Source organism: Yimella radicis (assembly GCF_054778255.1).
Genome location: NZ_BAAGZR010000022.1, coordinates 1 through 26,763, shown reverse-complemented (window position 1 = coordinate 26,763; position 26,763 = coordinate 1). Strand labels below are relative to the sequence as shown.

Here is a 26,763-nt window from a genome sequence, read left to right as displayed (position 1 = left end):
ATCGGTTGAGCACATCGCCGTCTTCAGCCGATCCGACAGGGGCATTTCTTCCGTGAGCAACGACCTGGTGCGCAACCTCATCATCGTCGGATCAGGGCCCGCCGGTTACACCGCCGCGGTCTACGCCGCCCGCGCCAACCTCGAACCCCTCGTCTTCGAGGGTTCGGTGACTGCCGGCGGCGCGCTGATGAACACCACAGAGGTCGAGAACTTCCCGGGATTCCGCGACGGGATCATGGGACCCGACCTGATGGAACAGATGCGCGCGCAGGCCGAGCGCTTCGGCGCCGAACTCGTGCGTGACGACGTCACCGCCATGGAACTCACCGGTGACATCAAGACCGTCACCGACGGTGAGGGCAACGTCCACAAGGCACACGCGGTGATCCTCGCAATGGGGTCGGCCTACCGAGAGCTCGGGATCGAGGACGAGAAGCGCCTGTCCGGCCACGGCGTCTCCTGGTGCGCCACCTGCGACGGTGCGTTCTTCCGGGACAAGGACATCGCAGTGGTCGGCGGTGGCGACTCCGCAGTCGAGGAAGCGACCTTCCTGACCCGCTTCGGCAAGTCGGTGACGATGATCCACCGTCGCGACGAACTGCGCGCGTCCAAGATCATGGCCGAGCGAGCCCTGTCCAACGACAAGATCCGGTTCGCGTGGAACAGCGAGGTCGTCGGCATCACCGGCGACTCCAAGGTCGAGAAGCTCGCCCTGCGCGACACCGTCACCGGCGACACCAATGAACTGGAGGTGAGCGGCCTGTTCGTCGCCATCGGGCACATCCCGCGCAGCGAGTTGGTCGTCGGACAGGTCGACACCGACGGCGAGGGCTACGTGTTGGTGCAGGGCCGTTCCACCCATACGAACATCCCCGGCGTCTTCGCGTGCGGCGACCTGGTCGACCACACCTATCGTCAGGCGATCACCGCCGCCGGTTCCGGTTGTGCCGCCTCGCTGGACGCAGAGCGTTACCTCGCCGACACAGTCGGCCACTGATCTCCCCAATTCCATTCATCCACAACTGTTTTCACTGACCAACTGATTGGAGATTCACCCATGGGTGCTATCAAGCAGACCTCGGACGCGACCTTCGACGCGGACGTGCTGAAGAACGACAAGCCGGTCCTCGTCGACTTCTGGGCGCCGTGGTGCGGCCCGTGCCGCCAGGTCGCCCCGATTCTGGAGGAGATCGCCAAGGACCACGACGGTATCCAGATCGTGAAGCTGAACACCGATGAGAACCCGAAGGTGTCGGCCAAGTACGGCATCACCGGCATCCCGACGATGAACGTGTACGTCAACGGTGAGGTCGTGAAGACCCTCGTCGGCGCGCTGCCGAAGCCGAAGCTCGTCAAGGAACTCGGCGACTACCTCGGCTGAACTCGACCAACCGAGCACTGAAGGCCGCTGAATCCCACTGGGGGACAGCGGCCTTCGGCGTTTCTTGGGAAGAACTGGTCGGACGCTCAGCCCGTCTTGATGCCCAGTGTGTCCAGGATGCGGTGCAGGTCGTCCGCTCCGGCGAACTCGACGGTGAGCTTGCCCCGGGAGCGGCCCGAAGTGATGGTCACCCGCGTGTCCAGCTTGTCCGCAAGTCCCAAGGCGATGTCGTCATACTCCGGCACATCCTTACGCGTCGACGATGCACGCTTGGCCTTCTCCTGCTGACCACCGAGCGACACGATCTCCTCGGTGCTACGCACAGACAGGCCTTCGGCGACGATGCGCTGGGCCAGACGCTCCATGGCCGCGGCATCCGACAGCGCGAGCAGTGCCCGGGCGTGCCCGGCGGAGAGCACACCGGCCGCGACCCGTCGGGCGACGAGCGGGGGCAGCTTCAACAACCGGATGGTGTTCGAGATCTGCGGACGGGAACGGCCGATTCGACTGGCGAGCTCGTCGTGGGTGCAGGAGAAGTCGTCCAACAACTGCTGGTACGCGGCCGCCTCTTCCAACGGATTGAGTTGGCTGCGGTGCAAGTTCTCCAACAGCGCGTCGCGCAGCAGATCGTCGTCGCCGGTGCTGCGAATGATCGCCGGCACCGTCTCCTTACCGGCCGCCTTCGAAGCACGCAGTCGGCGCTCACCCATGATCAGTTCATGGGTGATCGAACCCTCGGGTTCGGCGAGCGGACGCACCACGATCGGCTGGAGCACACCGATCTCACGGATGCTGTGGGTCAGTTCGGCCAGGTCGTCCTCGTCGAACACCTCACGCGGCTGGCGCGGGTTGGGACGAACCGCCGCGACGGGTACCTCGGCAAAACTGGCGCCCGGCACCTGCTGGAGGCCGTCTGATCGTTCTTCGGGAGCCGGTTTCTCGGCGGTTCCTTCTTCGGACGAGTGGTTCGACGCATGGTTTCCCGTGAAACCAGAGCCGTAGAACACGTCACTCGGCCGAGCCGGCGCCGGACTTCCGTCGCTGGTGGGGATGAGGGCTCCGAGCCCTCGACCTAGTCCGCGCTGCCGCTTGTCACTCATGAGGAGCAAGTTTACGCGGCGTCGTCGACGGCGCTCCTCCGGCCCGTTCCACGTGAAACGGGACCACGAGCAATGGCGCCGCGACAGGAACGCAGGACTTTCGCCGCACGATTGCGCCGGACACCGGCGCGTCCTTGCTGGGTACACGCCTATCTGTGCGCGCTCCTGCGATGTTGGTTGGCGGGACAGCTGGGTGTCGTATCGCCTTCCGGCGGCAGGCCATACGACACCGGTCAGATTCTCAGTTGTCGGCGCTACAGAACTGTCCTGTTTCACGTGCGACCATCCAGCGGTTGGTCAGGCGGGTGCGACTCCGGCCTGAGCGAGTTCGGTGGCAGCCTCGAGGTAGGACAGGGCGCCGGTCGAAGCGGGGTCGTAGGTGATGACCGTCTGTCCGAAGCTGGGGGCCTCGGAGATACGGACCGAGCGGGGGATGCGCGTCTTGAGCACCTGCTCCGGGAAGTGCTCGCGCACCTCGGCCGCCACCTGGGCGGACAGTCGGGTCCGTGCGTCGTACATCGTCATCAGGATCGTGCTGACCGTCAGCGCCGGATTGAGGTGTTTACGAATCAGCTCGATGTTGTTGAGCAGCTGTGACAGACCCTCCAGCGCGTAGTACTCGCACTGAATCGGAATGAACACCTCGGTCGCCGCCACGAACGCGTTCACCGTCAGCAGACCCAGACTGGGAGGACAGTCGATGAGCACGTAGTCGAATCGCTGCTCGTCGGACATCGACTCCAGGTGACGAGTGATGGCCGTCTTGAGTCTGCTCTCCCGCGCGACCAAGGAGACGAGTTCGATCTCCGCGCCGGCGAGATCGATCGTCGCCGGTGCACACCACAGGTTCGTGACATCGGGGCACGGCTGGATCACGGATGCCAACTCGTCGCCCTCGACGACCACGTCGTAGATGCTCGGCACCTCAGCGTGGTGATCGATACCGAGCGCGGTGGAGGCATTGCCCTGCGGGTCGATGTCGATGACCAGTACTTGCAGACCCTTCTGCGCGAGGCCGGCGGCGATGTTGACCGTGGTCGTCGTCTTGCCGACGCCACCCTTCTGGTTCGCAACCGTCATGATCCGGGTCGATGCGGGACGGGGGACGTCTGCTGCCAGGACCTTCTGCCGCCTGACCGACTGGTCGGCCATCGCGGCGAGGATGGGGGAGTCGGCGGCCTCGTCCGTCACCGGAGTCTCAGGAACCTCGGGGACGGACGTGGAGTCGTCCGATGAGAGGGCGGCGAGGGTCGGCTCGACCGATTCGGACGGATCCTCGCAGGCCTGCTCGTCCGCCACCGGCGTTTCACGTGGAACTTCGTGCGCCGGCGCAGCGGAAGGAACGCGGTGGACGTCGTCGGTCACGACGGGCGCCTGCCACCCGATCGGCGTCGGTGAAGCGGGAGCAGTCGATCCCTGCCATCCGGTGGGGCTCTGCGTCTGCACCGTCATCTCACTTCCGCTTGTTCTGTCGGTCGGGACCTCGCTTGGCCGACTGCTTGCCCGCTCGGGACTTCCTGGATGGGGCCGTCCGTCGCTCCAGGCGGTGTTGTACTCGAACACTGACGATCGCGGTCGGTGGGTCGACCACCGCAGCTCCGCAGGTCAGCACCTCGACATCCGAGCCTCCCATGGACTCGATCTGCGAGAGTGCCTCGTCGACCTCCTCCTGGGCTGAGCTGCCTTTGAGCGCGAGCATCCGGCCACCTGAGCGCAGCAGCGGTAGGGACCACTGGGACAAGGTCTCCAGTCGGGCGACGGCACGGGAGGTCACGACGTCGACTTCCAGGTCGGTGCACTGCTCGGCTCGCGACCGGACGATGGTGACATTCTCCAGGCGCAGATCAGAGCGCACGGCGTCCAGCCAGTTCACGCGGCGCAGCATCGGTTCGACGAGCGTCACCTGCAGATCCGGTCGCGCGATCGCGATGACCAACCCCGGCAACCCGGCACCCGAGCCGACGTCGGCCACGTGGATGCCGGGCTCGATGAGTTCCTGCACGCCCACACAATTGAGTACGTGCCGCTCCCACAGACGCGGTACCTCGCGTGGACCGATCAGTCCGTGCGAGACGCCGGTGTCAGCGAGATGCTCGGCGAACCGTTGCATGAGCGCGAACCGATCGCCGAGGTACTCAGCCGCAGCGGCCGGCGCCTCGGGGAGGGGTTCAACCTCGCGATCCGGTTTCACGTGAATCAGGCGGGGAGCACCACGACGTAGCGACGCGGCTCGGCACCCTCGGACTCCGAGGACAAGCCCGCGGCCAGCACGGCATCGTGCACCACCTTGCGCTCGAAGGCGCTCATCGGATCGAGTGATTGCTTCTCACCGGAGTCCTTCGCCTTCGCCACCGCATCCTTGGCGAGTGAGACCAGTTCCTCACGCTTCTGTGCGCGGTAGCCCGCGATGTCCAACATCAGCCGGCTATGGTTGCCGGTCTCGGCCTGGACCGCGAGGCGAGCCAGTTCCTGCAGCGCGTCGAGCACCTTGCCGTCACTGCCGACCAGGCGACGCGGCACGCGTCCCTCCTCGGAGTCGACGATCGAGACCATCGCGCGGTCGCCGTCGACGTCGACGTCGATGTCGCCGTCCAGGTCGGCGATGTCGAGAAGGTTCTCCAGGAAGTCGGCGGCGATCTCTCCCTCACGCTCCAGGATCTCGGCGGCGTTGTCCGTCTGGGTCTTCTGGTCACTCATTGTCAGCTCGCATTCTGCCGGTGATCATCGTTGATCACTCGCTCCAACATCAGGAATGAGGGCGGACGCCGACGCGCCCACCGGGGGTCGATCGGGTCAGCGCTTTCGGCGCTTCTGGTTCTTGCCGCGTTTGTTGCTGGCCGGCTGCACACGCTGGCCGCTCTTCTTCACAGCCGACGATCCGGATCCGGTCTTGGTCAGCGACACCTTCTCGCCGTCCGGTTCCACCGCATCGTCATCGTCGTCCGGGGAGGAGTTGAGGCCCGGGATCGACAGCTTCTTGATCTCCTTGCCCTTGGCGCGGCGACGCGCCTCGAGGGCCTTCTCCGCGTCCGAACCAGGGGTGGGCATGCGGCGGATCACGTAGAACTGCTGGCCCATCGTCCACAGGTTGGTGACCACCCAGTAGATGAGGACACCGATGGGGAAGTTCACACCGGTGATCGCGAAGAACACCGGCATGATGTACATGATGTACTTCTGCTGCTTGGCCATCGGGTTGTCGAGGGCCGCAGCAGGCATGTTGCGCCGCATCAGCTGGTGCTGGGTGATGAACACCGACACCGACATCAGGATGATCATCACGACCGTGAGGATCTTCACCGACAGCTGGTCCGACCCGAGGAAGGTCGAGCTCAGGGACGCGCCGAACAACGTCGACGTCTCTGCCTGGCTGGCGAGGTCCTTGGTCAGCAGACCGATCGGCTCACGCTTGCCGGCCGCCATCTCGTCCAGGTTGTTCAGCACGCGGAACAACGCGAAGAAGAACGGCGACTGCAGCAGGATCGGCATACAGGAGCTGAACGGGTTGGTGCCCGTGCGCTTGTAGAGCTCCATCGTCTCTTCCGTCATCTTCTGACGGGACTCCGGATCCTTCTTGCCCTTGTACTTCTTCTGGATCTTCTGCAGTTCGGGCTGGATCAGCTGCATCCGGCGCGAGCTCTTGATCTGCTTGACGAACAGCGGAATCAGCAGGATTCGCAGCACGACCACGAGACCGGCGATGGACAGCGCCCAGGTCCAGCCGGACTCCGCCCGCATTCCGATGGCGGTGAACAGGTTGTGGAAGCTCACCATGACGAAGGCGACGAACCATTCGAGCGGGAAGAGCAGAGTGTCGAGCATGATGTCCTTCAGTCAGCGGATGTCATGAAGTATGCGGTACGCCCTTGGCGGGCTTTTCGGGCACGTGATCGACCCCACCGGGGTTCCACGGGTTACAACGACCGAGCCGGCGAATCGTCAACCAGCTGCCCTTGATCGGTCCGAATCGCTGCAGTGCCACCAAGCCGTACTCCGAACAGGACGGGGTGAACCGGCAGGTCGGCGGCAGCATCGGCGAAATCAGCTTGCGGTAGATCTGTACCAACCCAATGAGTGGTGCGGCGAGGATCTTGTTGAAGTTCATCGCACACCGGCCAGGACTCGCGGCAGCAGGCGGTCGAGTTCAGCGCCGAGTTCGGCGCTCGTCGCCGTCGCGGCACCCGATTGAGCACGGACCACGACCAGTGACCCGGCAGGCAGCCGGTCCAGTCGAGCGTTCATCAGATGGCGCAGCCGACGCTGCGTGCGGTGCCGCACCACCGAGTTACCGACCGCTTTGGACACGACGAAGCCGACACGGCACGGGACCGTGTCGGCAACATCGGTGTTGACTGAGGTCTCAGGCATCCGCAGGTGCACGACCAGCAGCTTGCTACCGGCGCGTCCGCTGGTCCGTGACCGCAGGACAGCTGCGAAGTCGGCGCTGGAGCGCATCCGGTGCGCGGCCGGCAGCACGATCAGGCGGCCGATACGAGCCGGGCCGGCGAACAGCCGAGGCTGATGTGGCTCAGGCCGACAGCTTCTCGCGGCCCTTGCGGCGGCGCGAGGCGAGGATCGAGCGGCCGGCGCGGGTGCGCATGCGCAGGCGGAAGCCGTGGGTCTTGGACCGGCGGCGGGTGTTCGGCTGGAAGGTGCGCTTGCTCACGTCATTACTCCGTCACATGGGTCGGGCCGGGGCCCGTCGTACTGGCTTGTGGTGTGCCGTTCCGTCGCACACTGACCGCGGTCAGCCACCGCCGAAACTGCGATGTGGGGACGACACAAAAGGTCAGTCGACAACTTTACGGCCCGCCCGGCACGCCGGTCAAACCGAGCGAGCGGGACGGGTTGCGCCGGTCCAGAATCAGCGCCGAACGAACCATCGGAGCATCTCGCGACACGTCGACAAAACCGACACGCCGTGAACTTCCCGGGAATCTTCCGGAGCGGGTTGCAGGGTGCCGGTCCGAGTTGTTAGCGTCGGCGCTTCCGGCCCAGGTCACGGTTTACTCACACTCTGTGTATAACTCTGTGGATAATCGTCGTACCATGGCTGCCGGCCGAGATCCGGTCACCGATGTTCCGCCTGTGCAAGCAGGGAAGAAGCCCAGGTTTCGGCACGTCACGAGACACCTGAATCGAAGGGGAGTCCGGCCTTGACCGAACCTGATGTCGACCTGGCCCACGTATGGCACGCCACACTGCTGGGACTGGAAGATTCAGGAATTCCGGCTCGCGATCGCGCCTTTCTTCGCATCGCCCGTCTGGTCGGCATCGTCGGTGAGACCGCGCTGCTGGCGGTTCCGTACGACCACACGAAGGTCTTCGTCGAACAGACGCTGAACGACCCCGTCTGCGAGGCGATGGGGGCCGAACTCGGCCACCCGGTGCGCCTTGCCGTGACCGTCGACACCTCGCTCGCGACCGTCGAGCCCGAGGACGAACCGGACGGCCCGAGCCTGGTCGAACCGGAGCAGGACGACGAGCACATCGGTCAGACCGAACTCCAGGTCTCCACCTCCGCGCCCCGCCAGAACGTCACCGTCAACCAGTTGGACGACGCCCGCCTGAACCCCCGCTACACCTTCGAGACGTTCGTGGTCGGGCACGGCAACCGGTTCGCGTGCGCCGCCGCGCAGGCGGTTGCCGAAACGCCGGCACGGTCGTACAACCCGTTGTTCGTCTACGGGTCCTCCGGTCTGGGCAAGACGCACCTGCTGCACGCGATCGGCAACTACGTCCGCAGCTACTACCCGCAGCTTCGGGTGTTGTACGTGAACTCCGAGGAGTTCACCAACGACTTCATCAACTCGATCCGTGACGAGGCGGGCCGCTCCTTCCAGAAGCGGTACCGCGACAACGTCGACGTCCTGCTGATCGACGACGTGCAGTTCCTGCAGGGCAAGGAGTCGACGCAGGAGGAGTTCTTCCACACCTTCAACGCGTTGCACAACAGCCAGAAACAGATCGTGCTGTCCAGCGACCAGCCGCCCAAGAAGCTCAACGGGCTGGAGGACCGGCTGCGGTCACGTTTCGAGTGGGGCCTGACCACCGACGTCACCCCGCCCGATCTGGAGACCCGTATCGCGATCCTGCGCCGCAAGGCCGACGCGGAGAAGATGCAGTTGCCGGCCGATGTGCTGACGTTGATCGCCGACAAGGTGGCGACCAACATCCGTGAGCTCGAGGGCGCGCTGATCCGGGTGACCGCGTACGCGTCGGTCTCCAAACAGCCGGTCACGGTCGAGAGCGCCTCGCAGGTGTTGAAGGACCTCATGGTCGGCAACGCCGCCGGTCAGATCACGATGTCGCTCATCATGGACAAGACCGCAGAGTTCTTCGACGTCACGATCGACGACCTGTGCGGCTCCTCCCGCTCGCGCACGCTCGCGAACGCTCGCCAGATCGCGATGTACCTGTGTCGCGAGCTTACCGACGAGACGCTGCCGGCGATCGGCCGGTATTTCGGCGGACGCGACCACACGACCGTGCTCTACGCCGACCGGAAGATCCGTCAGCTGATCGGCACCAAGCCGCACCTGTTCGACCAGATCACCGAGCTGACGTCCCACATCCGTCGCGCCGCGAACGAGCTCGGACGCCGCTGAACCGCAGCCCAGGGCAACACCCGAACCGCGCTCGCATCCGGTCACCGGGGTTCTTTCTCGAGTTGTGCACACAGTTATCCCCAGGTGGGGGTACCCGTCGGTCACCATGGCCATCAGTCGCGGAGTTCTCGGTTCCCACCCGCGTCGGGGCGGCGAAAATCCCGAAACGGTGCGGATCATCGTCCGCAGCGCAGAACGCTGAACGGCCGGGCAACAGGACGCGTCCGACGTGCCGTATCCGAGCAACCACTCACCGCGTCATCAACACCCTGTGGAGAACCGGATCCGCTCCGTCGGCACTCAGCCGCACGGATAAAACTGCGTTGTTCCACACCCGACCTGTGGATAACCACGTGAAACTGTGGAAATCGGCCCAGGTTATCCACAGAATCGGCAGACCTGGTGTGGAGCCGAAATCGTCGTCCACAGCCGATGGTGGTTCACCGACGAAGTTTCCACACGAGTACCAACACCCCGACAGAGCCGCTGACCTGCGCAAACGGGCTTCATCCCCAGGTTTCACAGGTGCTACTACTACGACCAACCTTCTACCAACCATCGATCCGTGCTCCGCGAACTGCGATCGGCTGTGCACAAACGACAGGTCCTGGATGCGATCAGCGCAGATCCGAAGTCATCCCGCAGTGGTGTCCGCAGCAGCCGGAAGGGCTAGTCTCGGCCTGCGACGATGTGACTACCATCGGCGCACAGTTTGTGTGGTGCCTGCGCCCGGTTCGAGCCATCGACGAGATCGCTCGAACCCGGATACCCGGGCACCCAACCCCGATCGAAGGAATGACGTGAAGCTGCAGGTCGAACGCGACGTCCTGGCCGAAGCCGTTACCTGGGCCGTCCGTGGCCTGTCCCCGCGTCCGCCGGTGCCGGTGCTGTCCGGTGTGCTGCTGGAAGCGACGCAGGACGGCCTGACCCTGTCGGCGTTCGACTACGAGGTGTCCGCGAAGGTCACCGTGGCGGCGTCCGTTGACGAGCCCGGCATTGTGCTGGTGCCCGGCAAGCTGCTCGGCGACATCTCGCGCTCGTTCAAGAACAAGCCGGTCACGCTCACCGCCGACGGCAACAAGGTCGAAGTGGTGTGTGGCACGAGCCGGTTCGCGCTTCCGCAGATGCCGGTCGCCGACTACCCGACGTTGCCGACCTCGCCCGAGCCCTCCGGCACGATCGCCGGTGACGTGTTCACCAGCGCCGTGTCGCAGGTAGCAATCGCGGCCGACCGCTCCGACACGCTGCCGATCCTCACCGGCGTCCGGATGGAGATCGAGGGCGAGAAGGTCACGCTGCTGGCCACCGATCGCTACCGCCTCGCGATGCGCGAGTTCACCTGGCAGCCGGCCGCCACCGACGCCTCGCACGTCGCACTCATCCCGGCCCGCACGTTGCATGACACCGCCCGCGCACTCGGAGCCTCCGGCTCGGTCAACCTCGCGCTCGGCACCGCCGCCGGTGGCGAGGGGCTGGTCGGGTTCGAGGCCGGTCAGCGCCAGACCACCACCCGGCTGCTGGACGGTGAGTACCCGAAGGTCACCTCGATCTTCCCCACCAGCGTCGACACCAGCGCCGTCATCAAGACCAGTGAACTGGCCGAGGCGGTCAAGCGCGTCTCGCTGGTCGCCGAGCGCAACACTCCGGTACGTCTGCGCTTCAGCGAGGCACAACTGATCATCGAGGCAGGTCAGGGCGACGACGCCCAGGCCAGCGAGGCCGTTGAGGCCACGCTCACCGGCCCGGACATCGAGATCGCGTTCAACCCGCAGTTCCTGCTCGACGGCCTCGGCGCCGTCGGCACCGACTTCGTCCGCCTGTCGTTCACCCAGCCCAGCCGTCCGGCCGTGATGTCGGGCCAGGCCGAGCAGGACGGCGAGGCCGATGAGAGCTTTCGCTATGTGCTGATGCCGGTCCGCTTCGCCAGCTGACCCAGCCGCACGACGCACCGCACCAAACCGACCACGACATCGACCACAAGCAAGGAGTCAAGAACATGCAGATGGGTCTCATCGGTCTGGGCAAGATGGGCGGCAACATGCGTGACCGCCTCACGGCCGCCGGTCACGCCATCGTCGGGTACGACCGCAACCCCGACATCAGCGACGCCACGGATCTTCGTGACCTCGTCTCCAAGCTGGACGCCCCGCGCGCCGTCTGGGTGATGGTGCCGGCCGGCGACCCGACCCGCGACACGATCAAGTCGCTGGCCGAGCTGTTGGACGAGGGCGACATCATCGTCGACGGCGGCAACTCCAAGTTCACCGACGACCAGGCGAACGCCGACATGCTCAAGGAGCACGGCGTCGAGTTCGTCGACTGCGGCGTCTCCGGTGGTATCTGGGGCAAGGACAACGGCTACGGCCTGATGTGCGGCGGCGAGGAGAAGAACGTCGAGCGCCTCATGCCGATCTTCGACGCGCTGCGCCCCGAGGGTCCCCGCGAGGAAGGTTTCGTGCACGCCGGCGAGGTCGGCGCGGGCCACTACGCGAAGATGGTCCACAACGGCATCGAGTACGGCATGATGCACGCCTACGCCGAAGGCTTCGAACTGCTCGAGGCCAAGGACATCGTCAAGGACGTCGAGGGCTGCTTCCGCGCTTGGAGCCGCGGCACCGTCGTGCGCTCCTGGTTGCTCGACCTCATGGTCAAGGCGCTGGAGGAGACCCCGCACCTCGAGGGCATCAGCGAGTACTCCACCGACTCCGGTGAAGGACGCTGGACGCTGGAGGAGGCCATCAACCTTGCGGTCCCGATGCCCGTCCTGGCGTCTGCACTGTTCGCGCGCTTCACCTCGCGTCAGGAGAACTCCCCGCAGATGCAGGCGATCGCCGCGTTGCGCGGACAGTTCGGCGGTCACGAGGTCATGCAGTTCGGCGACGAGCCGTACCGCAAGGCCGCCAAGGAGGGCCAGGCCGAGGTCAGCCCCGCAGCGGAGAAGAAGGACACGTCCGGCGAGGCGACCCCCGGCGCGAAGAAGTCGGACAACTGAACGACGCAGCTGCGAAGCAGCGCTGTTGATCCTGTGGCTGGTTGAGCCCTACGGATGAGGAACGAATCCGTAGGTGCCGAAACCGGGTTCGCTCGACGGAGCACTCGCCCGCGCCGGTCGAACAACGCAGACGCATAGGCGACCGATCGAGCCCTCGGCGCCCGCTGCTTCGTCGTGGTCTTCCGGGCGACCCGCCCGCGATTACGCTGACGCAGTGCATGTACGCCATCTGTCCCTGATCGACTTCCGGTCCTATCCGGAAGCCGAGGTGGCGTTGGCACCCGGCATCACGACGTTCGTCGGACTCAACGGCCAGGGCAAGACGAACCTGGTCGAGGCGGTCGGCTACCTGGCGACGCTCGGCTCGCACCGTGTCTCCAACGACGCGCCCCTGGTCCGGGCCGGCGCGGAGAAGGCGTACATCCGGGCGGCGGTCGTTCGTGAGACCCACGAGCAGCAACTCGAACTCGAGATCAACCCGGGACGGGCCAACCGGGCCCGTCTGGGTCGGGCGGCGTCCACGCGTCCGCGCGACATCCTGGGAACGATCCGGACGGTGCTGTTCGCGCCGGAGGATCTGGCGTTGGTGAAGGGTGACCCGTCGACCCGCCGTCAGTTCCTGGACGATCTGCTGGTTGCCCGTCAGCCGAAGTGGGCAGGCGCGCGCAGCGACTACGAGAAGATCCTCAAGCAACGCAATGCGCTGCTGAAGGCGGCGCGCACCGGCCAGGACCGCGGCGCACTCGACGCGACCCTCCCGGTCTGGGACGAACACCTCGCCACGGTCGGCGCCAACCTCACGTACGCGCGCCTGCGCCTGCTGCGCGACCTGTGTCCGTTCATCGCGGACGCGTACGACGAGGTCAGCGCCGGGCAGGGCGATGCGCGGTTGACCTACCGCAGTTCGTTGCACGTGAAACTGTCCGATGAACTGGGGTCGGGTGAGGTGCCGCCGGTCGAGGAGATTGCGGCCGGCATGCACGAGACGTTCGATCAGATGCGTCGTGCCGAGGTCGAGCGTGGAGTCACGCTCGTGGGCCCGCACCGCGACGAGGTGGTGCTCGGTCTGGGAGACCTGCCCGCGAAGGGGTACGCCTCGCACGGCGAGTCCTGGTCGTTCGCGCTCGGTATGCGTCTGGCCGCGTTCCAGTTGTTGCGCACCGATCTCGGCACCGACCCGGTGCTGGTGCTCGACGACGTCTTCGCCGAGTTGGACGCCGGCCGCCGGGCCCGGCTGGCGGCGATGGTCGGCGACGCCGAACAGGTGCTGATCACCGCGGCTGTCGCGGACGATGTCCCGAAAGCCTTGAGCGGCAAGCGGTTCGACGTCGTGAGGGGCAAGGTCTCGGCTGCGGACGGGAGCTCAGAAGGGCAGACCGGGCCGGTCGTCGGGAACGATGAGGATGCCGGCGATGCGATCCCACCCGTCCCAGGCGACGCGTCCGTGCCAGGCGCCTGATTCACACTCCAGGGTCGTCGCGACGACGACGTCCCCTGCGAGTTCGGTACCAGTGTCGGCGGGCGTCCGGACCGCAAGTCCGCGGCAGCGCACCAGCGGGCCGTCGGCTCGTTCGACCGCGGCCCAGGTCGCTTCCATGTCGCGCACCGCGAGGACGGCGGCTGCGACCGGCGTCATCCTTTCGACCAGCGAGGCGGCCCGACCGTTCGCCAGGTCGGTGAACACCGCTTCGGTGGCGGCGATGAGTGGTTGCACAGCCCGCACCGGAGCTGCGCCGGTGTGTGGGTCGGGCTGCCCGAAGCGTTTGAAGACAGCCTGGCGCGACATCCCGAGTACCTGCCCGATCGTCTGCCAGGAGGCACCGTCCGCCCGGGCCGCGGCAACCGCCTCGTCCAGTGCGATCCGCGCATGGTCGAGACGTTGGTCGGCCACCAGGACCCGGTCGAGCGACCGGTCGGCATCGGGCACGGTCAGGAACGGTCCTTCCCGGTGGAAGCCGAGGCGGCCGGCAGGAGGACGCCGGCGATGATGAATCCGACAGCCCAGAAGGAGTTCTCGCCGGTGAGTGTTCCGACGATCGATCCGGCGACCACGCCGAGCAGACCGGCGATCGCGTAGGACCTCGGCTCCACGATGCCGCGCCGCTCCTTGTGGCCATAGCTGCCGGCGAGGAGCATCCCCCACAGCGCGAGCGCCAGGATCGCCCCGATCAGTGGGTAGGCCCACCACATGTCACCGTCGCCGCCGTTGATCACGAACATCGCGATGCCGGTGACCGCTGCGATCGCAGTGCCGACCAGCAGGTTGGGGACGGTGGGATTCGTCGTAACAGTCTTCTCGCCTCGTGCCGTCATGACTTCCACTGTGCGCGTCCACCGTCCAAGTGTCAACCTTTGGTTGACATGGTCTGATCGGGGGACGGTCGTACGCTGGGCAGGTGACCGAGGCGAGCGATGCGCAGCAGGACGACGTCATCGGCGACGAGCCGGACGACGTCGACTGGCGTGACGCGGCCCGCGAGGCGCTGGCCCGCGCCCGTCGATCGGCACGGGAGAAGGGGTTGCGACCGGGGCAGCAGCCGGTGCGTCGGCGTCCGTTCGGCGAAGCCGCGCGCACCAAGGACGACGGCCGTGACCCGTCCGCACTGGGTGACCAGATGGAGCGGATGCTGTCCGAGCGCGGGTGGAAGGTCGACGTCGCGGCAGGTTCGGTACTCGCGAAGTGGCCCGAGATCGTCGGCGCCGAAGTGGCCGCGCACGCGCAGGCGACCGGGTTCGAGGACGGCGTGCTGACCGTCCGCGCCGACTCCACCGCCTGGCGCACCCAACTCGGTTACATGACCTCGACCATCCTGGGCCGTATCGAGGAGGCGATCGGTCCGAACATCGTCACCGAGCTGCGTTTCCTGGGCCCGTCCGCGCCGTCCTGGAGCAAGGGGCCGCGTAAGGTGCACGGCGGACGTGGCCCTCGCGACACATATGGCTGATCGGGCCTTGGTGAGTAGACTCGAAAGGATGTAGCCCCGGGGAACGCCGGCTCCAGCAGTCGGCGAATCGAGGAGAAAGCAGGACCGCGATCGTGACCGACCCGAACGACGCCAACAGCCGACCGGACGACACCTTCGACAAGTTCTTCCGCCCGCGCCGCGACGGCAGCTTCGATGACAGCTCGAATGACGGACGCGGCTACGACGACGCCACCGACCCCGGCGTCCCGTCCGCGCCGTACGCCGATCAACGCACTCAGCAGGCTCCGGCGGCGGGCGCGCAGTACTACCAGCAGCCTGACCAGGGTTCGGGTTACCCCGAGCAACCGCCCGCTGCGCAGCAGGGACCCGGTCGCAAGACAGCCTTGTTGCTGCCACTCATGATCCTGCTGGCCTCGCTCGGCGTTCTGTCCTTCGTCGGCTACCTGTTGGTGGTCAACAACGACAAGAACGACGCGTCCGGCAACCAGAACTCTGCACCTGCCGCCACCAGCAGCATCACTGAGGGTACGGGCGCCCCGACGACCGACCGGCCGAGTTCACCGAGCACGGACCCGCGTACGAGTTCGCAACCCAGCAGCCCGACGTCCAGCCCCAGCACGCCGATCGCCCTTCCGGCCGGCAGCGACACCGGCTGTGGCGATGCCGCCTTCTCCACCAGCCCCGGGGTCACCTGTGCCTTCGCTTCCGGAGTTGCATCGCAGGCCCGCGCCATCCAGGCCGGCAGTTCGCAACAGATCGGCGCCAGATCGTCCGCCACGGGCAAGCAGTACGTCTTCGACTGTAACCATCCGGACGGCTCCTTCATCACCTGTGTGGGCACCTCCAAGCCCGACGACGGACGCCGTCCGACGGTCTACGTCGTGCCTGGCTGAGAGCGCCTCCCGGCACCCCAGGTCGAGGTGCCGGCGAAAAGGATGCTGGCGACGGCCAAGGAGGAGCGGTGGAAGACCGCGACGAGATAGGCCGACAGCCCGACCGCCCAGATCACCCAGGCACGCCGGGCCTCGGTCGCGGCGCCCAAGCCCAATCACCCCGGGGTCACCCCGGGGTCACCCCGGGTCGGGAGTGAGGTCGACCGCCTCGATGCCGGCGACGGCGACGGCCTCGTCACGGTCCGAGGTGTCACCCGAGACGCCGACGGCGCCGAGGACGCGCCCGTCGGCATCGCGGACCAGCACCCCGCCGGGGACGGGCACCAGCGAGCCGCCGATCGCCGACGTGACTGCGGCGATGAAGTAGGGCTGCTGCTCGGCCCGCTCCATCAGCGCCCGCGAGCCCATGCCCAGGGACAGCGCCCCGTGCGCCTTGCCAAGGGCGACCTCGAAGCGCTTGTTCGACGACCCGTCCTCACGCTCGACGGCGACGACGTGGCCGCCCGCGTCGATGACGACGACCGTCATGGGCTTGCAGTCCAGGTCGCGGGCGTACTTGCGACCCTGCGTGATGATCGTCCGGGCGGTCTCGAGGTCGATGTTCATCGGGTGCTCCTGGTGGTGGCCTTGTGGGCGAGACGGTGGCGGTGGAGGATCGGCTCGGTGTAACCGCTGGGCTGGTTGCCGCCCGCGAGCAACAGTTCGCGCGCCGCGAGGAAGGCGGCCCCGTCGAACGCTGGTGCCATCGGCTGGTAGGTCGGGTCGCCCTCGTTCTGAGTGTCGACGACGCGGGCCATTCGCCGCAGGGACTCGTCGACCTCCTCGGTGGTGACGACGCCGTGGAGGAGCCAGTTGGCGACGTGCTGCGAGGAGATGCGGCAGGTGGCGCGGTCCTCCATGAGCGGAGTGCCGCTGAGATCGGGGACCTTGGAGCACCCGACGCCGGCGTCGATCCAACGCACGACGTAGCCCAGCGTGCTCTGGACGTTGTTGTCCAGCTCGGCGCGACGCTCTTGCTCCGACCACGACGCCGGGTCGCCCAGCGGGATCGTGAGCAGATCAGTCCTGCTTGCCGGCTCACGGCGGGCGACCCGCTGCTGAACCTCGAAGACGTCGGTCTCGTGGTAGTGGATCGCGTGCAGCGTGGCGGCCGTCGGTGACGGTACCCAGGCGCAGGTGGCGCCGGCGCGCGGGTGCTCGCCCTTCTTGGCGAGCATGTCTGCCATGTTGTCCGGCGCCGCCCACATGCCCTTGCCGATCTGGGCCCGCCCCCGCAAACCGCAGGCGATGCCGACGTCGACGTTGTTCGCCTCGTAGGCGCGGATCCACGCCTCGTTACGCATGTCGTTCTTGCGCACCATCGGCCCGGCGTGCATGGAGGTGTGGATCTCGTCGCCGGTCCGGTCGAGGAATCCGGTATTGATGAAGACCACGCGATCCCGGGCGGCTGCGATGCACGCCTTGAGGTTCAGCGTCGTGCGCCGCTCCTCGTCCATGATCCCGACCTTGATCGTCTGCGGGGGGAGCCCGAGAGTCTGCTCCACCCGAGTGAAGAGCTCGCAGGTGAAGGCGACCTCGTCCGGGCCGTGCATTTTCGGCTTGACGGCGTACATGGAGCCGGTGCGGGAGTTGCGCAGCCGGGTGTTGCCGCGCAGGTCGTGGGCGCTGCCGAGAGCCGTGACGAGCGCGTCGAGGATCCCCTCGGGGACCGCGTTGCCGTCCCGGTCCAGCACCGCGTCCGTGGTCATTAGATGACCGACCTGCCGGATGAACAGCAGGGCGCGGCCGTGCAGGGTGACCGACTCGCCCGACGGGGACACGCAGGAGCGGTCCGGGCTCATCTCTCGGACGAACCTCGCCCCGTCCTTCGCGACCTCGGCCTGCAGCGTGCCCTGCATCAGCCCGAGCCAGTTGCGGTAGCCGACCACCTTGTCGCCGGCGTCGACGGCGGCAACGGAGTCCTCGAGGTCCATGATCGTGGAGACGGCCGCCTCCAGCACCACGTCCTTGACGCCCGCAGCGTCCTGCGAACCGATCGGGTGATCTCGGTCGATGAGGATCTCGACGTGCAGCCCGTGGTGGACCAGGACCACCGCGTCCACCGTCTCCGGCGCACCGCGGTAGCCGACGAGCTGGCCCGGGGACGCCAGCCGCAGCGTCTGGTCCCCGACCTGGACGACCAGGCCGTCCGGGTCGACGGCGTACCCCGTGGCGTCCGCGTGCGAGCCACCCTCGAGGGGAAAGTGCTCATCGAGCAGCGCGCGGCCGCGGGCGATGACCTCGGCGCCGCGAGCAGGGTTGTACGACGACGACCCGCGCGCCAGCTCGCCCTCGTCGGGGATCACGTCGGTCCCGTACAGGGCGTCGTAGAGCGAGCCCCACCGGGCATTGGCGGCGTTCGCCGCGAACCTGGCGTTCAGGAGTGGGACCACCAGCTGCGGGCCGGCCTGGCCGGTGATCTCGGTGTCGACGCCCGAGGTGGTGACCTGGACGTCGGCGGGCTCGTCGGCCAGGTACCCGATCTCGCGCAGGAAGGAGGTGTACACCTGCGGGTCGGGCACGCCCGGACGCGACCGGTGGAACTCGTCGATCTGCGCCTGCAGCTCGTCGCGGCGCGCGAGGAGAGCGCGGTTGCGAGGGGTGAGGTCGTGGATGAGCGCGTCCGCGCCCGACCAGAATGCCGACGGCTCGACGCCGGAACCCGGCAGTGCCTCCTCGGTGATGAAGCGGTGCAGCGGCTCCGCGACGCTCAGCCCACCGATTTGTACCCTTCCCTGCATCCCAAAGCCTCATTCCGTATCGTGGAATCAATGTTCGCACTACGGAAGATATGGTTCTTCGGTCGGCGCTGTCAACGGCCGGGCCGCAAACATGAGGTTTGCTCCAACGACCACCGATCGAGCACCGATCGCACAGAACTCGCCCAGAGCGTTCTGAACCCCCGGTCGACGTATCGGGAGTTGGAGACGGTCCTGAAAATGGCTTCTGGGTGCCCTGCAGCGCGTCAGAGGGTGTCCTGGGGATGGCGACAAGGTAGACTTTCCAAGGTTTGGGTCAGGTCTATTCGAGGAGCACTGTGACCGACAGTTCGCAGCAGGGCAATGGCAAGCAGGACGATCCGGAGGACCTTCCGCAGAACACGGTCGAAGAGGCTGTCGTCCACGTGGGGCCCGACGGCGAAGTCATCTACGACGCGTCCGCAATCCAGGTGCTCGAGGGGCTGGAGGCTGTCCGTAAACGTCCGGGCATGTACATCGGCTCGACCGGTGCGCGTGGCCTGCACCACCTGGTCTGGGAGATCGTCGACAACGCGGTCGACGAGGCGCTCGCCGGGCACAACGACCGCGTGCTGGTCACCCTGCGTGAGGACGGCGGTGTCGAGGTCACCGACCACGGTCGCGGTATCCCCACCGGCATGAACGAGCAGTACGGCATCAGCACCGTCGAGCTCGTGCTCACTCAGTTGCACGCGGGCGGCAAGTTCGGCGGCGGTGGATACAAGGTCTCCGGTGGCCTGCACGGTGTGGGTTCCTCGGTTGTCAACGCGCTGTCGTCCCGGCTCGATGTGCAGGTGCGCCAGAACGGCCGCGTCTTCGAGATGTCGTTCACCAAGGGTGAGCCCGACGCGCCGCTGGCCGACGTCCGCGCGATGGAGAAGGACGAACCGTCCGGCACCACGCTCACCTTTTGGGCGAGCGAGGAAATCTTCGACACCACCGACTACGACTTCGAGACGATCCGCTCCCGCTTCCAGCAGACGGCCTTCCTGAACAAGGGGCTGACGATCTCGCTCACCGACGCCCGGGTGCAGGCCGACGCCGCGGACGACGAGGGTCTGGACGACCTGAAGGAGATCGGCGAGGAGGCGTCCGACGCCCCCGAGGAACAGGCCTCCGCCAAGGACAAGAAGCGCACGGTCACCTACCGCTACGACAACGGCCTGCTCGACTACGTCAGGCACCTCAACAGCTCCAAGCGCAACGAGCCGGTCAACGACGAGATCATCGCGTTCGAGACCGAGGACGCCTCGCGCATGCTGTCGGTCGAGATCGCGATGCAGTGGACGACCTCGTTCAGCGAGTCGGTGCACACCTACGCCAACGCGGTGAACACCCACGAGGGCGGCACCCACGAGGAAGGCTTCCGCGCGGCGATGACCAAGCTGGTCAACGACTTCGCCCGCGACCAGAAGCTGCTCAAGGAGAAGGACGACAACCTCACCGGTGACGACATCCGTGAGGGTCTGACCGCGGTCATCTCGGTGAAGCTCGGCGAGCCGCAGTTCGAGGGTCAGACCAAGACCAAGCTCGGCAACTCCGAGGTCAAGGGTTTCGTCCAGGCCGCGGTGCGTGACGAGTTCGGGCACTGGCTGCAGGCGCACCCCAACGACGGCAGGAACATCGTCCGCAAGGCGATCCAGGCGTCCGCCGCCCGGATGGCCGCCCGCAAGGCGCGGGAGGCCACCCGCCGCAAGGGCCTGCTGGAGTCCGGTGGTCTGCCCGGCAAGCTCAAGGACTGCCAGAGCAACGACCCCACGATCTCCGAGGTCTACATCGTGGAGGGCGACTCCGCCGGCGGTTCGGCGGTGCAGGGGCGCAACCCCTACAACCAGGCGATCCTGCCGATCCGCGGCAAGATCCTCAACGTCGAGAAGGCCCGCATCGACAAGGTGTTGGCCAACAACGAGGTGCAGGCGTTGATCTCCGGCTTCGGCACCGGCATCGGCGAGGACTTCGACATCAGCAAGGCGCGCTACCACAAGATCGTGCTGATGGCCGATGCCGACGTCGACGGCATGCACATCCGCACCCTGCTGCTGACCCTGCTGTTCCGTTTCATGCGTCCGCTGATCGAGGCCGGCTACGTCTACCTCGCTCAGCCGCCGTTGTACCGCATCAAGTGGAGCAACCACGAGCACCAGTTCGTGTTCTCCGACAAGGAGCGCGACGCTGCGGTGCGCGAGGGCCTGTCGCAGGGCTGGCGGATGCCGAAGGACAACGGGGTGCAGCGCTACAAGGGTCTCGGCGAGATGAACTACCAGGAACTCTGGGAGACCACCATGGACCCCGACCACCGCACCCTGCTGCAGGTCACGCTCGACGACGCCGCCGCGGCCGACGAGATCTTCTCGATCCTGATGGGCGAGGACGTCGAGAGCCGGCGCGGGTTCATCCAGCGCAACGCCAAGGACGTCCGCTTCCTCGACATCTGAGTTCATGCACTCCGGTTTCGCCGCGGACCAGCGAGAACTGACCAACTCCGCAGGTGCCGAAACCAAGGTGACGCGCCACGCAAACCTCAACGCATTTCGCTTCTCTGACAAGGGAATTCAATGACTGACAATGACGGCACCGGCAACAACACGATGGACGAGAACGGCGTCGTGACCGGCAACCGGGTCGACCCCGTCGACCTGAACACCGAGATGCAGCGCAGCTACATCGAGTACGCGATGAGCGTGATCGTCAGCCGCGCGCTGCCCGACGTCCGCGACGGCCTGAAGCCGGTGCACCGCCGGATCATCTACGCGATGTACGACGGGGGTTACCGCCCCGACCGCGGTTACAACAAGTGTTCGCGCGTGGTCGGTGACGTGATGGGTCAGTACCACCCGCACGGTGACTCGGCGATCTACGACGCGATGGTGCGCCTGGTCCAGCCGTGGTCGCTTCGGTACCCGCTGATCGACGGCCAGGGCAACTTCGGTTCGCCGGGCAACGACGGTGCGGCCGCCCCGCGATACACCGAGTGCAAGATGGCGCCGCTCGCGATGGAACTGGTGCGCGACATCGACCAGGACACCGTCGATTTCGAGCCCAACTACGACGGTAAGACACTGCAGCCGACCGTGCTGCCCGCGCGTTTCCCGAACCTGTTGGTCAACGGCTCGGCCGGTATCGCGGTCGGTATGGCCACCCAGATCCCGCCGCACAACCTGCGTGAGGTCGCCGCCGGTGCTCAGTGGTTGCTCGACAATCCCGAGGCCGACCGCGAGGAACTGCTGGAGAAGCTGCTCGAGATCATCCCGGGGCCTGACTTCCCCACCGGCGCCCTCATCCTGGGCAAGAAGGGCATCGAGGACGCCTACCGCACCGGCCGCGGGTCGATCACGATGCGCGCGGTCGTCAACGTCGAGGAGATCCAGGGCCGCCAATGCCTGGTGATCACCGAACTGCCCTACCAGGTCAACCCCGACGCCCTCGCCGAGAAGATCGCGTTGCTGGTCAAAGAAGGCAAGATCGCCGGCATCGCCGACCTGCGCGACGAGACCTCCGGGCGCACCGGCCAGCGCCTGGTCGTCGTCCTCAAGCGCGACGCCGTGGCGAAGGTGGTGCTGAACAACCTCTACAAGCACACCCAGCTGCAGCAGAACTTCGGCGCCAACATGCTCGCCCTGGTCGACGGGGTGCCGCGGACGCTGCCGATCTCGGCGTTCATCCGGCACTGGGTCGACCACCAGATCGACGTCATCGTCCGCCGTACCAAGTGGCGTCTGGCGCGTGCCGAGGAGCGCATCCACATTCTGCGTGGTCTGCTCAAGGCGCTCGACATGCTGGACGAGGTCATCGCTCTCATCCGGCGCTCGGCGTCGGCCGATGCCGCACGCAGTGGCTTGATCGAGTTGCTCGATGTGGACGAGATCCAGGCCAACGCGATCCTGGCGATGCAGTTGCGTCAGCTGGCCGCACTGGAGCGTCAGCGCATCATCGACGAGCACGACGAATTGCAGACCAAGATCGACGACTACAACGACATCCTGGCCAAGCCGGAGCGCCAGCGGCAGATCGTCAGTGACGAACTTGCCGACATCGTCGGCAAGTACGGCGACGACCGCCGTACCCAGATCGTCCCCTTCGACGGTGACATGTCGATGGAAGATCTGATCCCGGCCGAGGACGTCGTCGTCACCATCACCCGGGGTGGTTACGCCAAGCGGACGAAGGTCAGCGAGTACCGTGCGCAGCGTCGCGGCGGCAAGGGAGTGCGCGGGGCCACCCTGCGCGGCGACGACGTCGTCAGTCACTTCTTCATCACCAGCACGCACAACTGGCTGCTGTTCTTCACCAACAAGGGCCGGGTCTACCGGATCAAGGCGTACGAGTTGCCCGAGGGCAGCCGCGACTCCAAGGGCCAGCACGTCGCGAACATGCTCGCGTTCCAGCCCGACGAGAAGATCGCCGGCGTGATGGCGCTGACCAACTACGAGGCGTCCGACTACCTCGTGCTGGCCACCCGTCGCGGACTGGTCAAGAAGACCCGCCTCACCGAGTACGACTCCCCGCGTTCGGGTGGTCTGATCGCGGTCAACCTGCGAGACGGCGACGAACTTGTCGGCGCGGGCCTGTGCTCGTCCAGCGACGACATCCTGCTGGTCTCGCGCAAGGGTCAGTCGGTCCGCTTCCACGCGACCGACGAGACGATCCGTCCGATGGGACGCTCCACGTCCGGAGTCACCGGCATGAAGTTCCGCGCGGGCGACGAACTGCTGTCGATCTCGGTCGTCGACGAGGGCACCGATCCCGACTTGTTCGTGGTCTTCGTCAACGGTCTCGCCAAGCGCACCGCGGCGTCGGAGTACCCGGTCAAGGGACGCGCGACGCTCGGTGTGAAGGTCGCCAACATCTCCGATCGCGGCGGTGAACTCGTCGGCGCACTCACCGTCGAGGAGGGTGACGAGGTGCTCGTCGTCATGGAGAAGGGAAAGATCGTCCGCTCGCGCGCGGACGAGGTGCGCCGCACCGGCCGCTCCACGCAAGGGGTGCAGTTCGCGACTCCCGACAAGGGTGATGCGATTGTTGCCGTGGCGCGCAACGCCGAGAGTGACGTTGTCGCCGAGGAAGTTGTAGGTTCGACCGAGTCGCCGGAGGAAGAAGCTCTGGTCGACGGTACGACGCAGGACCTCACCGTCGCACCGGCGGACGAGCCCGCGGACGAGGCCATGAATGACGTGGCCGACGATGTAACACCTGAGACCGACGGAACTGGAGACCAGGAGTGAGCACCCCCACCGGCGGTCGCCGGACCACCCCGGCCGACGCGGCGAAGAGGTTGCCGGCCGGCTCGCGCAGCGAACAGCGCGGCACCGGTGAGCGACGCCCGGCTGCGGCCGGTCAGCGACCCGCGCAACGGCCGGGTCAGCGTCCTGCAACCGGTCGTCCGGCGCAGCGGCCGGGACGTGCGACTCCCCGGCGCGTCCGCCTTACGGTCTCGCGGATCGACCCGTTCTCGGTGTTCAAGATCAGCTTCCTGCTGTCGGTCGCGATCGGTATCGCCGCCGTCGTGATGGTCGGCGTGCTGTGGACGGTGTTGGCCGGCATGGGTGTCTTCGACAACCTCAACGAGTTGCTGCGCACCCTCGACAGCGAGGGGTCGAACTTCGATTTGATGGACTACATCGGCTTCGGCAAGGTGCTGTCTCTGTCAGTATTGATCGGGGTGATCGACGTCATCTTGATGACGGCGATCGCGACACTGATGGCGTTCTTGTACAACATCTGTGCCTCCCTTGTCGGTGGTTTGCAGCTCACGCTGACGGACGACTAGGCACCGTTTTGGAGCCCTGTGCACGCATGGGGTAACCTCATTCGGCGTTGCCCTAACGGGCAACTCGTCGAATGGCGGACGGGCCTATAGCTCAGTCGGTTAGAGCGCTTCCCTGATAAGGAAGAGGTCACAGGTTCAAGTCCTGTTAGGCCCACCACCGTTCGAACAACTCAAGGAGACACCCATGAGGAAAGCACTGATGGTCGTCGCAGCTGCCGGCGCAGCCGCGTTCGCGAGCCAGAAGTATAAGCAGGGTCAGGTCGGTAAGGACATGTGGTCCAAGGCTTCCGACAAGCCCGGCGAGAAGAGCTTCGACGCCACTGGCACCGCCAGCTGACGTCCCGGGTCACGCGGGTTTTCGGACGCGGGTGGCCCACTCTGGGGGTATGGCGCAATTGGTAGCGCACCTGCTTTGCAAGCAGGGGGTTAGGGGTTCGAGTCCCCTTACCTCCACATATTGATTGTTCGAGTCGCTCCGTCAGTTCGCTGGCGGAGCGACTCACTTCGTTCGTCCGCTCGCCTGCGACCTTGACTGCGCGACGTCTCACACAGTCCGCTTCTCGTGGTTTGAGGAACCGTGTTGGTGGCCTATCGCTCAGCGGTCGTGGGAGCCTGATCCTCGCTGAGTCAGTTCGCCGGCGGAGCGACTCACTTCGTTCGTCCGCTCGCCTGCGACCTTGACTCGAGTAACCGTGTCGGTCGCCTGAAGCTCTCTGTCCGTGGGACCTTCTTGACTGAGTCAGTCGTTCAACTGCGATCGCAGTGACGGGTTTTCCGCAACCGCTTGACCGGGTGCTGAGACGGCCTCATGCTCCAGGTATGCCTCGCACACTCCTCACGGTCGCAGCAGCCTGCGCGCTCGCGTTCTCCGTCTCCGCTCCGATGACGCACGCGTCAGCCGACACCCAGACCAACGAGGGTCGGTTCCACAAGACCGCCGCCACCCGGCTGATCGACACCCGCCTGTCCTCCGGTCCGGTCGCCAAGGGCGGATCGCTGCGTGTCCCGGTCGCTGGGACATCGGGTGTTCCGGCGGTCGGTGTGAAGGCTGCCGTCGTCAACATCACCGCCATCGACACCTCGGCCACGGGCTGGATCACCGCGTACGCCACCGGACAGGCAAAGCCGTGGACGTCCGCGGTCAACTTCGAGCGGGGCTGGACCGGAGCGACGACGGCAACCGTCCCGGTCGGTTCGGACGGATCGATCACGCTGTCACTCGGGAACGCGTCCGCGAATGTCGCCGTCGACCTGATCGGTTACTACTCCACTGCGGCCGACACCACCGAGCTCGGTTCACTGGCGCTGATCGCCGACGGGTTCCGCTTGAGCGATACCCGGCAGACCACCGGTCCGGTACCTGGCGGGGCGACGATGCTTCAGACCTTCCGGTGGGACAACCCGATCGCCAAGCCGACCTCCGTGGCGGTGAACCTCACCGCCGTGAAGCCCGAGGCGTACGGCTGGCTCACCGCCTATTCGGGCGCCACCGTTCCCAAGACGTCGTCGGTCAACTTCACCACCGGACGGACGGTGGCCAACTACACGATCGTTCCGGTCACCGACCTGGGCGGGGGCACCTACGGGTTCTCGGTCCACAATGGTTCGGCCGGCGCGACCGACGTGGTGGTCGATCTGCTCGCGGCCTACTACGACAACCCGAACGGCCTGGGCTTCGTGTACAACAACGTGGCTCCGCGCCGCATCATCGACACTCGCGTGGGTATCGGTGCACCGAAGGCTCCGATCGGTCCTGACTCGGTCCTGGTCACTGCGCCGCCGGCCGACCTGTACGGACAGTTCACCCTCGGGTTCACCGGCACGATCACCGGGGTCAAGCCCACCGCCAACACGTACATCACGCAGTACAGCGGGATGAACGCCGACCCCGGCACCAGCAACCTCAACCTCGTTGCCGGGCAGAACCAGTCGAACGGTTTCGGCACGACGTCCCGGATCGACGACCAGCACAAGCGGTACCTCAGCCTCTACAACCAGAGCGGTTCGGTCGACGTGGTCGAAGACGTCACCGGTCGCTTCGACGCCAGCCCCGAGTTGATCGCCAACTGGCCGAACCTGCCCGGTCTGACCCAGCCGGCCAAGGGATTCTCGGCCCCAGCACCGCGCATCGTGCGTTGACCCTTCTGCCGAGGGCACGCTGAATGCATCAGGGAACTCCGTATACGCAGTTCCCTGATGTGTGATGTCTCGTGACTTCTGGGTGTCCCGGATGTCATGACATTCGGGACACCCGAGTGTCGTGACATCCGGGACACTCATCAGGCATGGCTGATGAGATCTCGCGTGTTGTTCGTGAT

The 26,763-nt window shown here is 66.2% G+C and carries 25 protein-coding genes and 2 tRNA genes; 15 read left to right on the top strand and 12 right to left on the bottom strand.

What is annotated here, in order from left to right:
• Positions 1 to 52: 52 nt before the first annotated feature.
• Positions 53 to 997 carry a thioredoxin-disulfide reductase gene (trxB, locus tag ACYU8W_RS11940; protein WP_499469323.1) on the top strand — a complete coding sequence of 315 codons (945 nt, stop codon included), beginning with the start codon at positions 53 to 55 and terminating at the stop codon, positions 995 to 997.
• Between the two features lie 60 nt (positions 998 to 1,057).
• Positions 1,058 to 1,381 carry a thioredoxin gene (gene trxA, locus ACYU8W_RS11935; protein WP_129626355.1) on the top strand — a complete coding sequence of 108 codons (324 nt, stop codon included), beginning with the start codon at positions 1,058 to 1,060 and terminating at the stop codon, positions 1,379 to 1,381.
• An 86-nt stretch (positions 1,382 to 1,467) separates the two neighbouring features.
• Here the strand turns inward: trxA and ACYU8W_RS11930 are convergent, their stop codons facing one another.
• The 8 genes from ACYU8W_RS11930 to rpmH all read right to left on the bottom strand — a co-directional run bounded on the left by ACYU8W_RS11930 (position 1,468) and on the right by rpmH (position 7,147).
• Positions 1,468 to 2,481, bottom strand: a complete 1,014-nt coding sequence (locus tag ACYU8W_RS11930) for a ParB/RepB/Spo0J family partition protein (protein WP_499469321.1) — start codon at positions 2,479 to 2,481, stop codon at positions 1,468 to 1,470.
• Positions 2,482 to 2,778: 297 nt separating this feature from the next.
• Entirely contained in the window at positions 2,779 to 3,933 is a 1,155-nt protein-coding gene (locus ACYU8W_RS11925; RefSeq protein ID WP_499469319.1) for a ParA family protein, read from the bottom strand.
• Between the two features lies 1 nt (position 3,934).
• The gene (rsmG, locus tag ACYU8W_RS11920) at positions 3,935 to 4,672 is read right to left on the bottom strand and encodes a 16S rRNA (guanine(527)-N(7))-methyltransferase RsmG (protein ID WP_499469317.1); all 738 of its coding nucleotides are present in this window, start codon (positions 4,670 to 4,672) and stop codon (positions 3,935 to 3,937) included.
• A 5-nt stretch (positions 4,673 to 4,677) separates the two neighbouring features.
• Entirely contained in the window at positions 4,678 to 5,178 is a 501-nt protein-coding gene (locus ACYU8W_RS11915; protein ID WP_499469315.1) for a Jag family protein, read from the bottom strand.
• Between the two features lie 96 nt (positions 5,179 to 5,274).
• Positions 5,275 to 6,303, bottom strand: a complete 1,029-nt coding sequence (gene yidC, locus ACYU8W_RS11910) for a membrane protein insertase YidC (RefSeq protein ID WP_499469313.1) — start codon at positions 6,301 to 6,303, stop codon at positions 5,275 to 5,277.
• A gap of 22 nt (positions 6,304 to 6,325) precedes the next feature.
• Entirely contained in the window at positions 6,326 to 6,586 is a 261-nt protein-coding gene (gene yidD, locus ACYU8W_RS11905) for a membrane protein insertion efficiency factor YidD (protein WP_499469311.1), read from the bottom strand.
• On the bottom strand, positions 6,583 to 6,957 hold the full coding sequence (gene rnpA, locus ACYU8W_RS11900; protein ID WP_499469309.1) for a ribonuclease P protein component: 375 nt from the start codon (positions 6,955 to 6,957) through the stop codon (positions 6,583 to 6,585). The genes yidD and rnpA overlap by 4 nt, the downstream gene beginning before the upstream one ends.
• Before the next feature lie 52 nt (positions 6,958 to 7,009).
• Complete coding sequence (rpmH, locus tag ACYU8W_RS11895) at positions 7,010 to 7,147, bottom strand: 50S ribosomal protein L34 (RefSeq protein ID WP_129626369.1); 138 nt, start codon at positions 7,145 to 7,147, stop codon at positions 7,010 to 7,012.
• Positions 7,148 to 7,637: 490 nt separating this feature from the next.
• Here rpmH and dnaA point away from each other — a divergent pair, with 490 nt between their 5' ends.
• The 4 genes from dnaA (at position 7,638) to recF (ending at position 13,540) form a co-directional block, all read left to right on the top strand.
• Entirely contained in the window at positions 7,638 to 9,089 is a 1,452-nt protein-coding gene (gene dnaA / locus ACYU8W_RS11890) for a chromosomal replication initiator protein DnaA (RefSeq protein WP_499469307.1), read from the top strand.
• A gap of 800 nt (positions 9,090 to 9,889) precedes the next feature.
• Positions 9,890 to 11,020, top strand: coding sequence for a DNA polymerase III subunit beta (gene dnaN, locus ACYU8W_RS11885; protein WP_499469305.1), 1,131 nt, complete (start codon positions 9,890 to 9,892; stop codon positions 11,018 to 11,020).
• Between the two features lie 38 nt (positions 11,021 to 11,058).
• Entirely contained in the window at positions 11,059 to 12,081 is a 1,023-nt protein-coding gene (gene gnd / locus ACYU8W_RS11880) for a phosphogluconate dehydrogenase (NAD(+)-dependent, decarboxylating) (protein WP_499469346.1), read from the top strand.
• 214 nt (positions 12,082 to 12,295) lie between these two features.
• Positions 12,296 to 13,540, top strand: coding sequence for a DNA replication/repair protein RecF (gene recF, locus ACYU8W_RS11875; protein WP_141927277.1), 1,245 nt, complete (start codon positions 12,296 to 12,298; stop codon positions 13,538 to 13,540).
• Here recF and ACYU8W_RS11870 read toward each other — a convergent pair.
• Entirely contained in the window at positions 13,445 to 14,008 is a 564-nt protein-coding gene (locus ACYU8W_RS11870) for a hypothetical protein (protein ID WP_499469303.1), read from the bottom strand. The two genes, recF and ACYU8W_RS11870, sit on opposite strands and share 96 nt — an antisense overlap.
• 2 nt (positions 14,009 to 14,010) lie before the next feature.
• Positions 14,011 to 14,394, bottom strand: coding sequence for a hypothetical protein (locus ACYU8W_RS11865; RefSeq protein ID WP_141927279.1), 384 nt, complete (start codon positions 14,392 to 14,394; stop codon positions 14,011 to 14,013).
• 83 nt (positions 14,395 to 14,477) lie between these two features.
• Between ACYU8W_RS11865 and ACYU8W_RS11860 the strand changes: the two genes are divergently transcribed.
• Both ACYU8W_RS11860 and ACYU8W_RS11855 read left to right on the top strand, forming a co-directional pair.
• The gene (locus ACYU8W_RS11860) at positions 14,478 to 15,026 is read left to right on the top strand and encodes a DciA family protein (protein ID WP_499469301.1); all 549 of its coding nucleotides are present in this window, start codon (positions 14,478 to 14,480) and stop codon (positions 15,024 to 15,026) included.
• A gap of 92 nt (positions 15,027 to 15,118) precedes the next feature.
• Positions 15,119 to 15,901, top strand: a complete 783-nt coding sequence (locus ACYU8W_RS11855; protein ID WP_499469299.1) for a hypothetical protein — start codon at positions 15,119 to 15,121, stop codon at positions 15,899 to 15,901.
• Between the two features lie 177 nt (positions 15,902 to 16,078).
• Here ACYU8W_RS11855 and ACYU8W_RS11850 read toward each other — a convergent pair whose 3' ends face one another.
• Together ACYU8W_RS11850 and ACYU8W_RS11845 are read right to left on the bottom strand one after the other, a co-directional pair.
• Positions 16,079 to 16,507 (bottom strand): GlcG/HbpS family heme-binding protein, encoded by a 429-nt coding sequence (locus ACYU8W_RS11850; protein ID WP_129626385.1) that lies wholly within the window; start codon positions 16,505 to 16,507, stop codon positions 16,079 to 16,081.
• A complete protein-coding gene (locus ACYU8W_RS11845; protein WP_499469297.1) occupies positions 16,504 to 18,681 on the bottom strand; it encodes a malate synthase G in 2,178 nt (725 codons plus the stop codon). Before ACYU8W_RS11845 ends, ACYU8W_RS11850 begins: the two co-directional genes overlap by 4 nt.
• A 383-nt stretch (positions 18,682 to 19,064) precedes the next feature.
• Between ACYU8W_RS11845 and gyrB the strand changes: the two genes are divergently transcribed.
• The 7 genes from gyrB (at position 19,065) to ACYU8W_RS11810 (ending at position 26,584) form a co-directional block, all read left to right on the top strand.
• Positions 19,065 to 21,113, top strand: coding sequence for a DNA topoisomerase (ATP-hydrolyzing) subunit B (gene gyrB / locus ACYU8W_RS11840; RefSeq protein ID WP_499469344.1), 2,049 nt, complete (start codon positions 19,065 to 19,067; stop codon positions 21,111 to 21,113).
• Positions 21,114 to 21,233: 120 nt separating this feature from the next.
• The gene (gyrA, locus tag ACYU8W_RS11835) at positions 21,234 to 23,900 is read left to right on the top strand and encodes a DNA gyrase subunit A (RefSeq protein ID WP_499469295.1); all 2,667 of its coding nucleotides are present in this window, start codon (positions 21,234 to 21,236) and stop codon (positions 23,898 to 23,900) included.
• Positions 23,897 to 24,445 (top strand): DUF3566 domain-containing protein, encoded by a 549-nt coding sequence (locus ACYU8W_RS11830; RefSeq protein ID WP_499469293.1) that lies wholly within the window; start codon positions 23,897 to 23,899, stop codon positions 24,443 to 24,445. The genes gyrA and ACYU8W_RS11830 overlap by 4 nt, the downstream gene beginning before the upstream one ends.
• Before the next feature lie 80 nt (positions 24,446 to 24,525).
• Positions 24,526 to 24,602 (top strand) — tRNA-Ile (locus tag ACYU8W_RS11825).
• A 27-nt stretch (positions 24,603 to 24,629) separates the two neighbouring features.
• Positions 24,630 to 24,782 (top strand): DLW-39 family protein, encoded by a 153-nt coding sequence (locus ACYU8W_RS11820; protein WP_499469291.1) that lies wholly within the window; start codon positions 24,630 to 24,632, stop codon positions 24,780 to 24,782.
• A 43-nt stretch (positions 24,783 to 24,825) separates the two neighbouring features.
• Positions 24,826 to 24,898, top strand: a tRNA-Ala gene (locus ACYU8W_RS11815).
• A 366-nt stretch (positions 24,899 to 25,264) separates the two neighbouring features.
• Positions 25,265 to 26,584, top strand: coding sequence for a hypothetical protein (locus tag ACYU8W_RS11810; RefSeq protein WP_499469289.1), 1,320 nt, complete (start codon positions 25,265 to 25,267; stop codon positions 26,582 to 26,584).
• Positions 26,585 to 26,763 lie beyond the last annotated feature (179 nt).

Coding starts and splice junctions, on each gene's coding strand:
- trxA (WP_129626355.1), top strand. CDS start 1,058: ATGGGTGCTATCAAGCAGACCTCGGACGCGACCTTCGACGCGGACGTG.
- ACYU8W_RS11930 (WP_499469321.1), bottom strand. CDS start 2,481: ATGAGTGACAAGCGGCAGCGCGGACTAGGTCGAGGGCTCGGAGCCCTC.
- ACYU8W_RS11925 (WP_499469319.1), bottom strand. CDS start 3,933: ATGACGGTGCAGACGCAGAGCCCCACCGGATGGCAGGGATCGACTGCT.
- ACYU8W_RS11915 (WP_499469315.1), bottom strand. CDS start 5,178: ATGAGTGACCAGAAGACCCAGACGGACAACGCCGCCGAGATCCTGGAG.
- yidC (WP_499469313.1), bottom strand. CDS start 6,303: ATGCTCGACACTCTGCTCTTCCCGCTCGAATGGTTCGTCGCCTTCGTC.
- yidD (WP_499469311.1), bottom strand. CDS start 6,586: ATGAACTTCAACAAGATCCTCGCCGCACCACTCATTGGGTTGGTACAG.
- ACYU8W_RS11865 (WP_141927279.1), bottom strand. CDS start 14,394: ATGACGGCACGAGGCGAGAAGACTGTTACGACGAATCCCACCGTCCCC.
- ACYU8W_RS11850 (WP_129626385.1), bottom strand. CDS start 16,507: ATGAACATCGACCTCGAGACCGCCCGGACGATCATCACGCAGGGTCGC.
- ACYU8W_RS11845 (WP_499469297.1), bottom strand. CDS start 18,681: ATGCAGGGAAGGGTACAAATCGGTGGGCTGAGCGTCGCGGAGCCGCTG.
- gyrA (WP_499469295.1), top strand. CDS start 21,234: ATGACTGACAATGACGGCACCGGCAACAACACGATGGACGAGAACGGC.
- ACYU8W_RS11820 (WP_499469291.1), top strand. CDS start 24,630: ATGAGGAAAGCACTGATGGTCGTCGCAGCTGCCGGCGCAGCCGCGTTC.
- ACYU8W_RS11810 (WP_499469289.1), top strand. CDS start 25,265: ATGCCTCGCACACTCCTCACGGTCGCAGCAGCCTGCGCGCTCGCGTTC.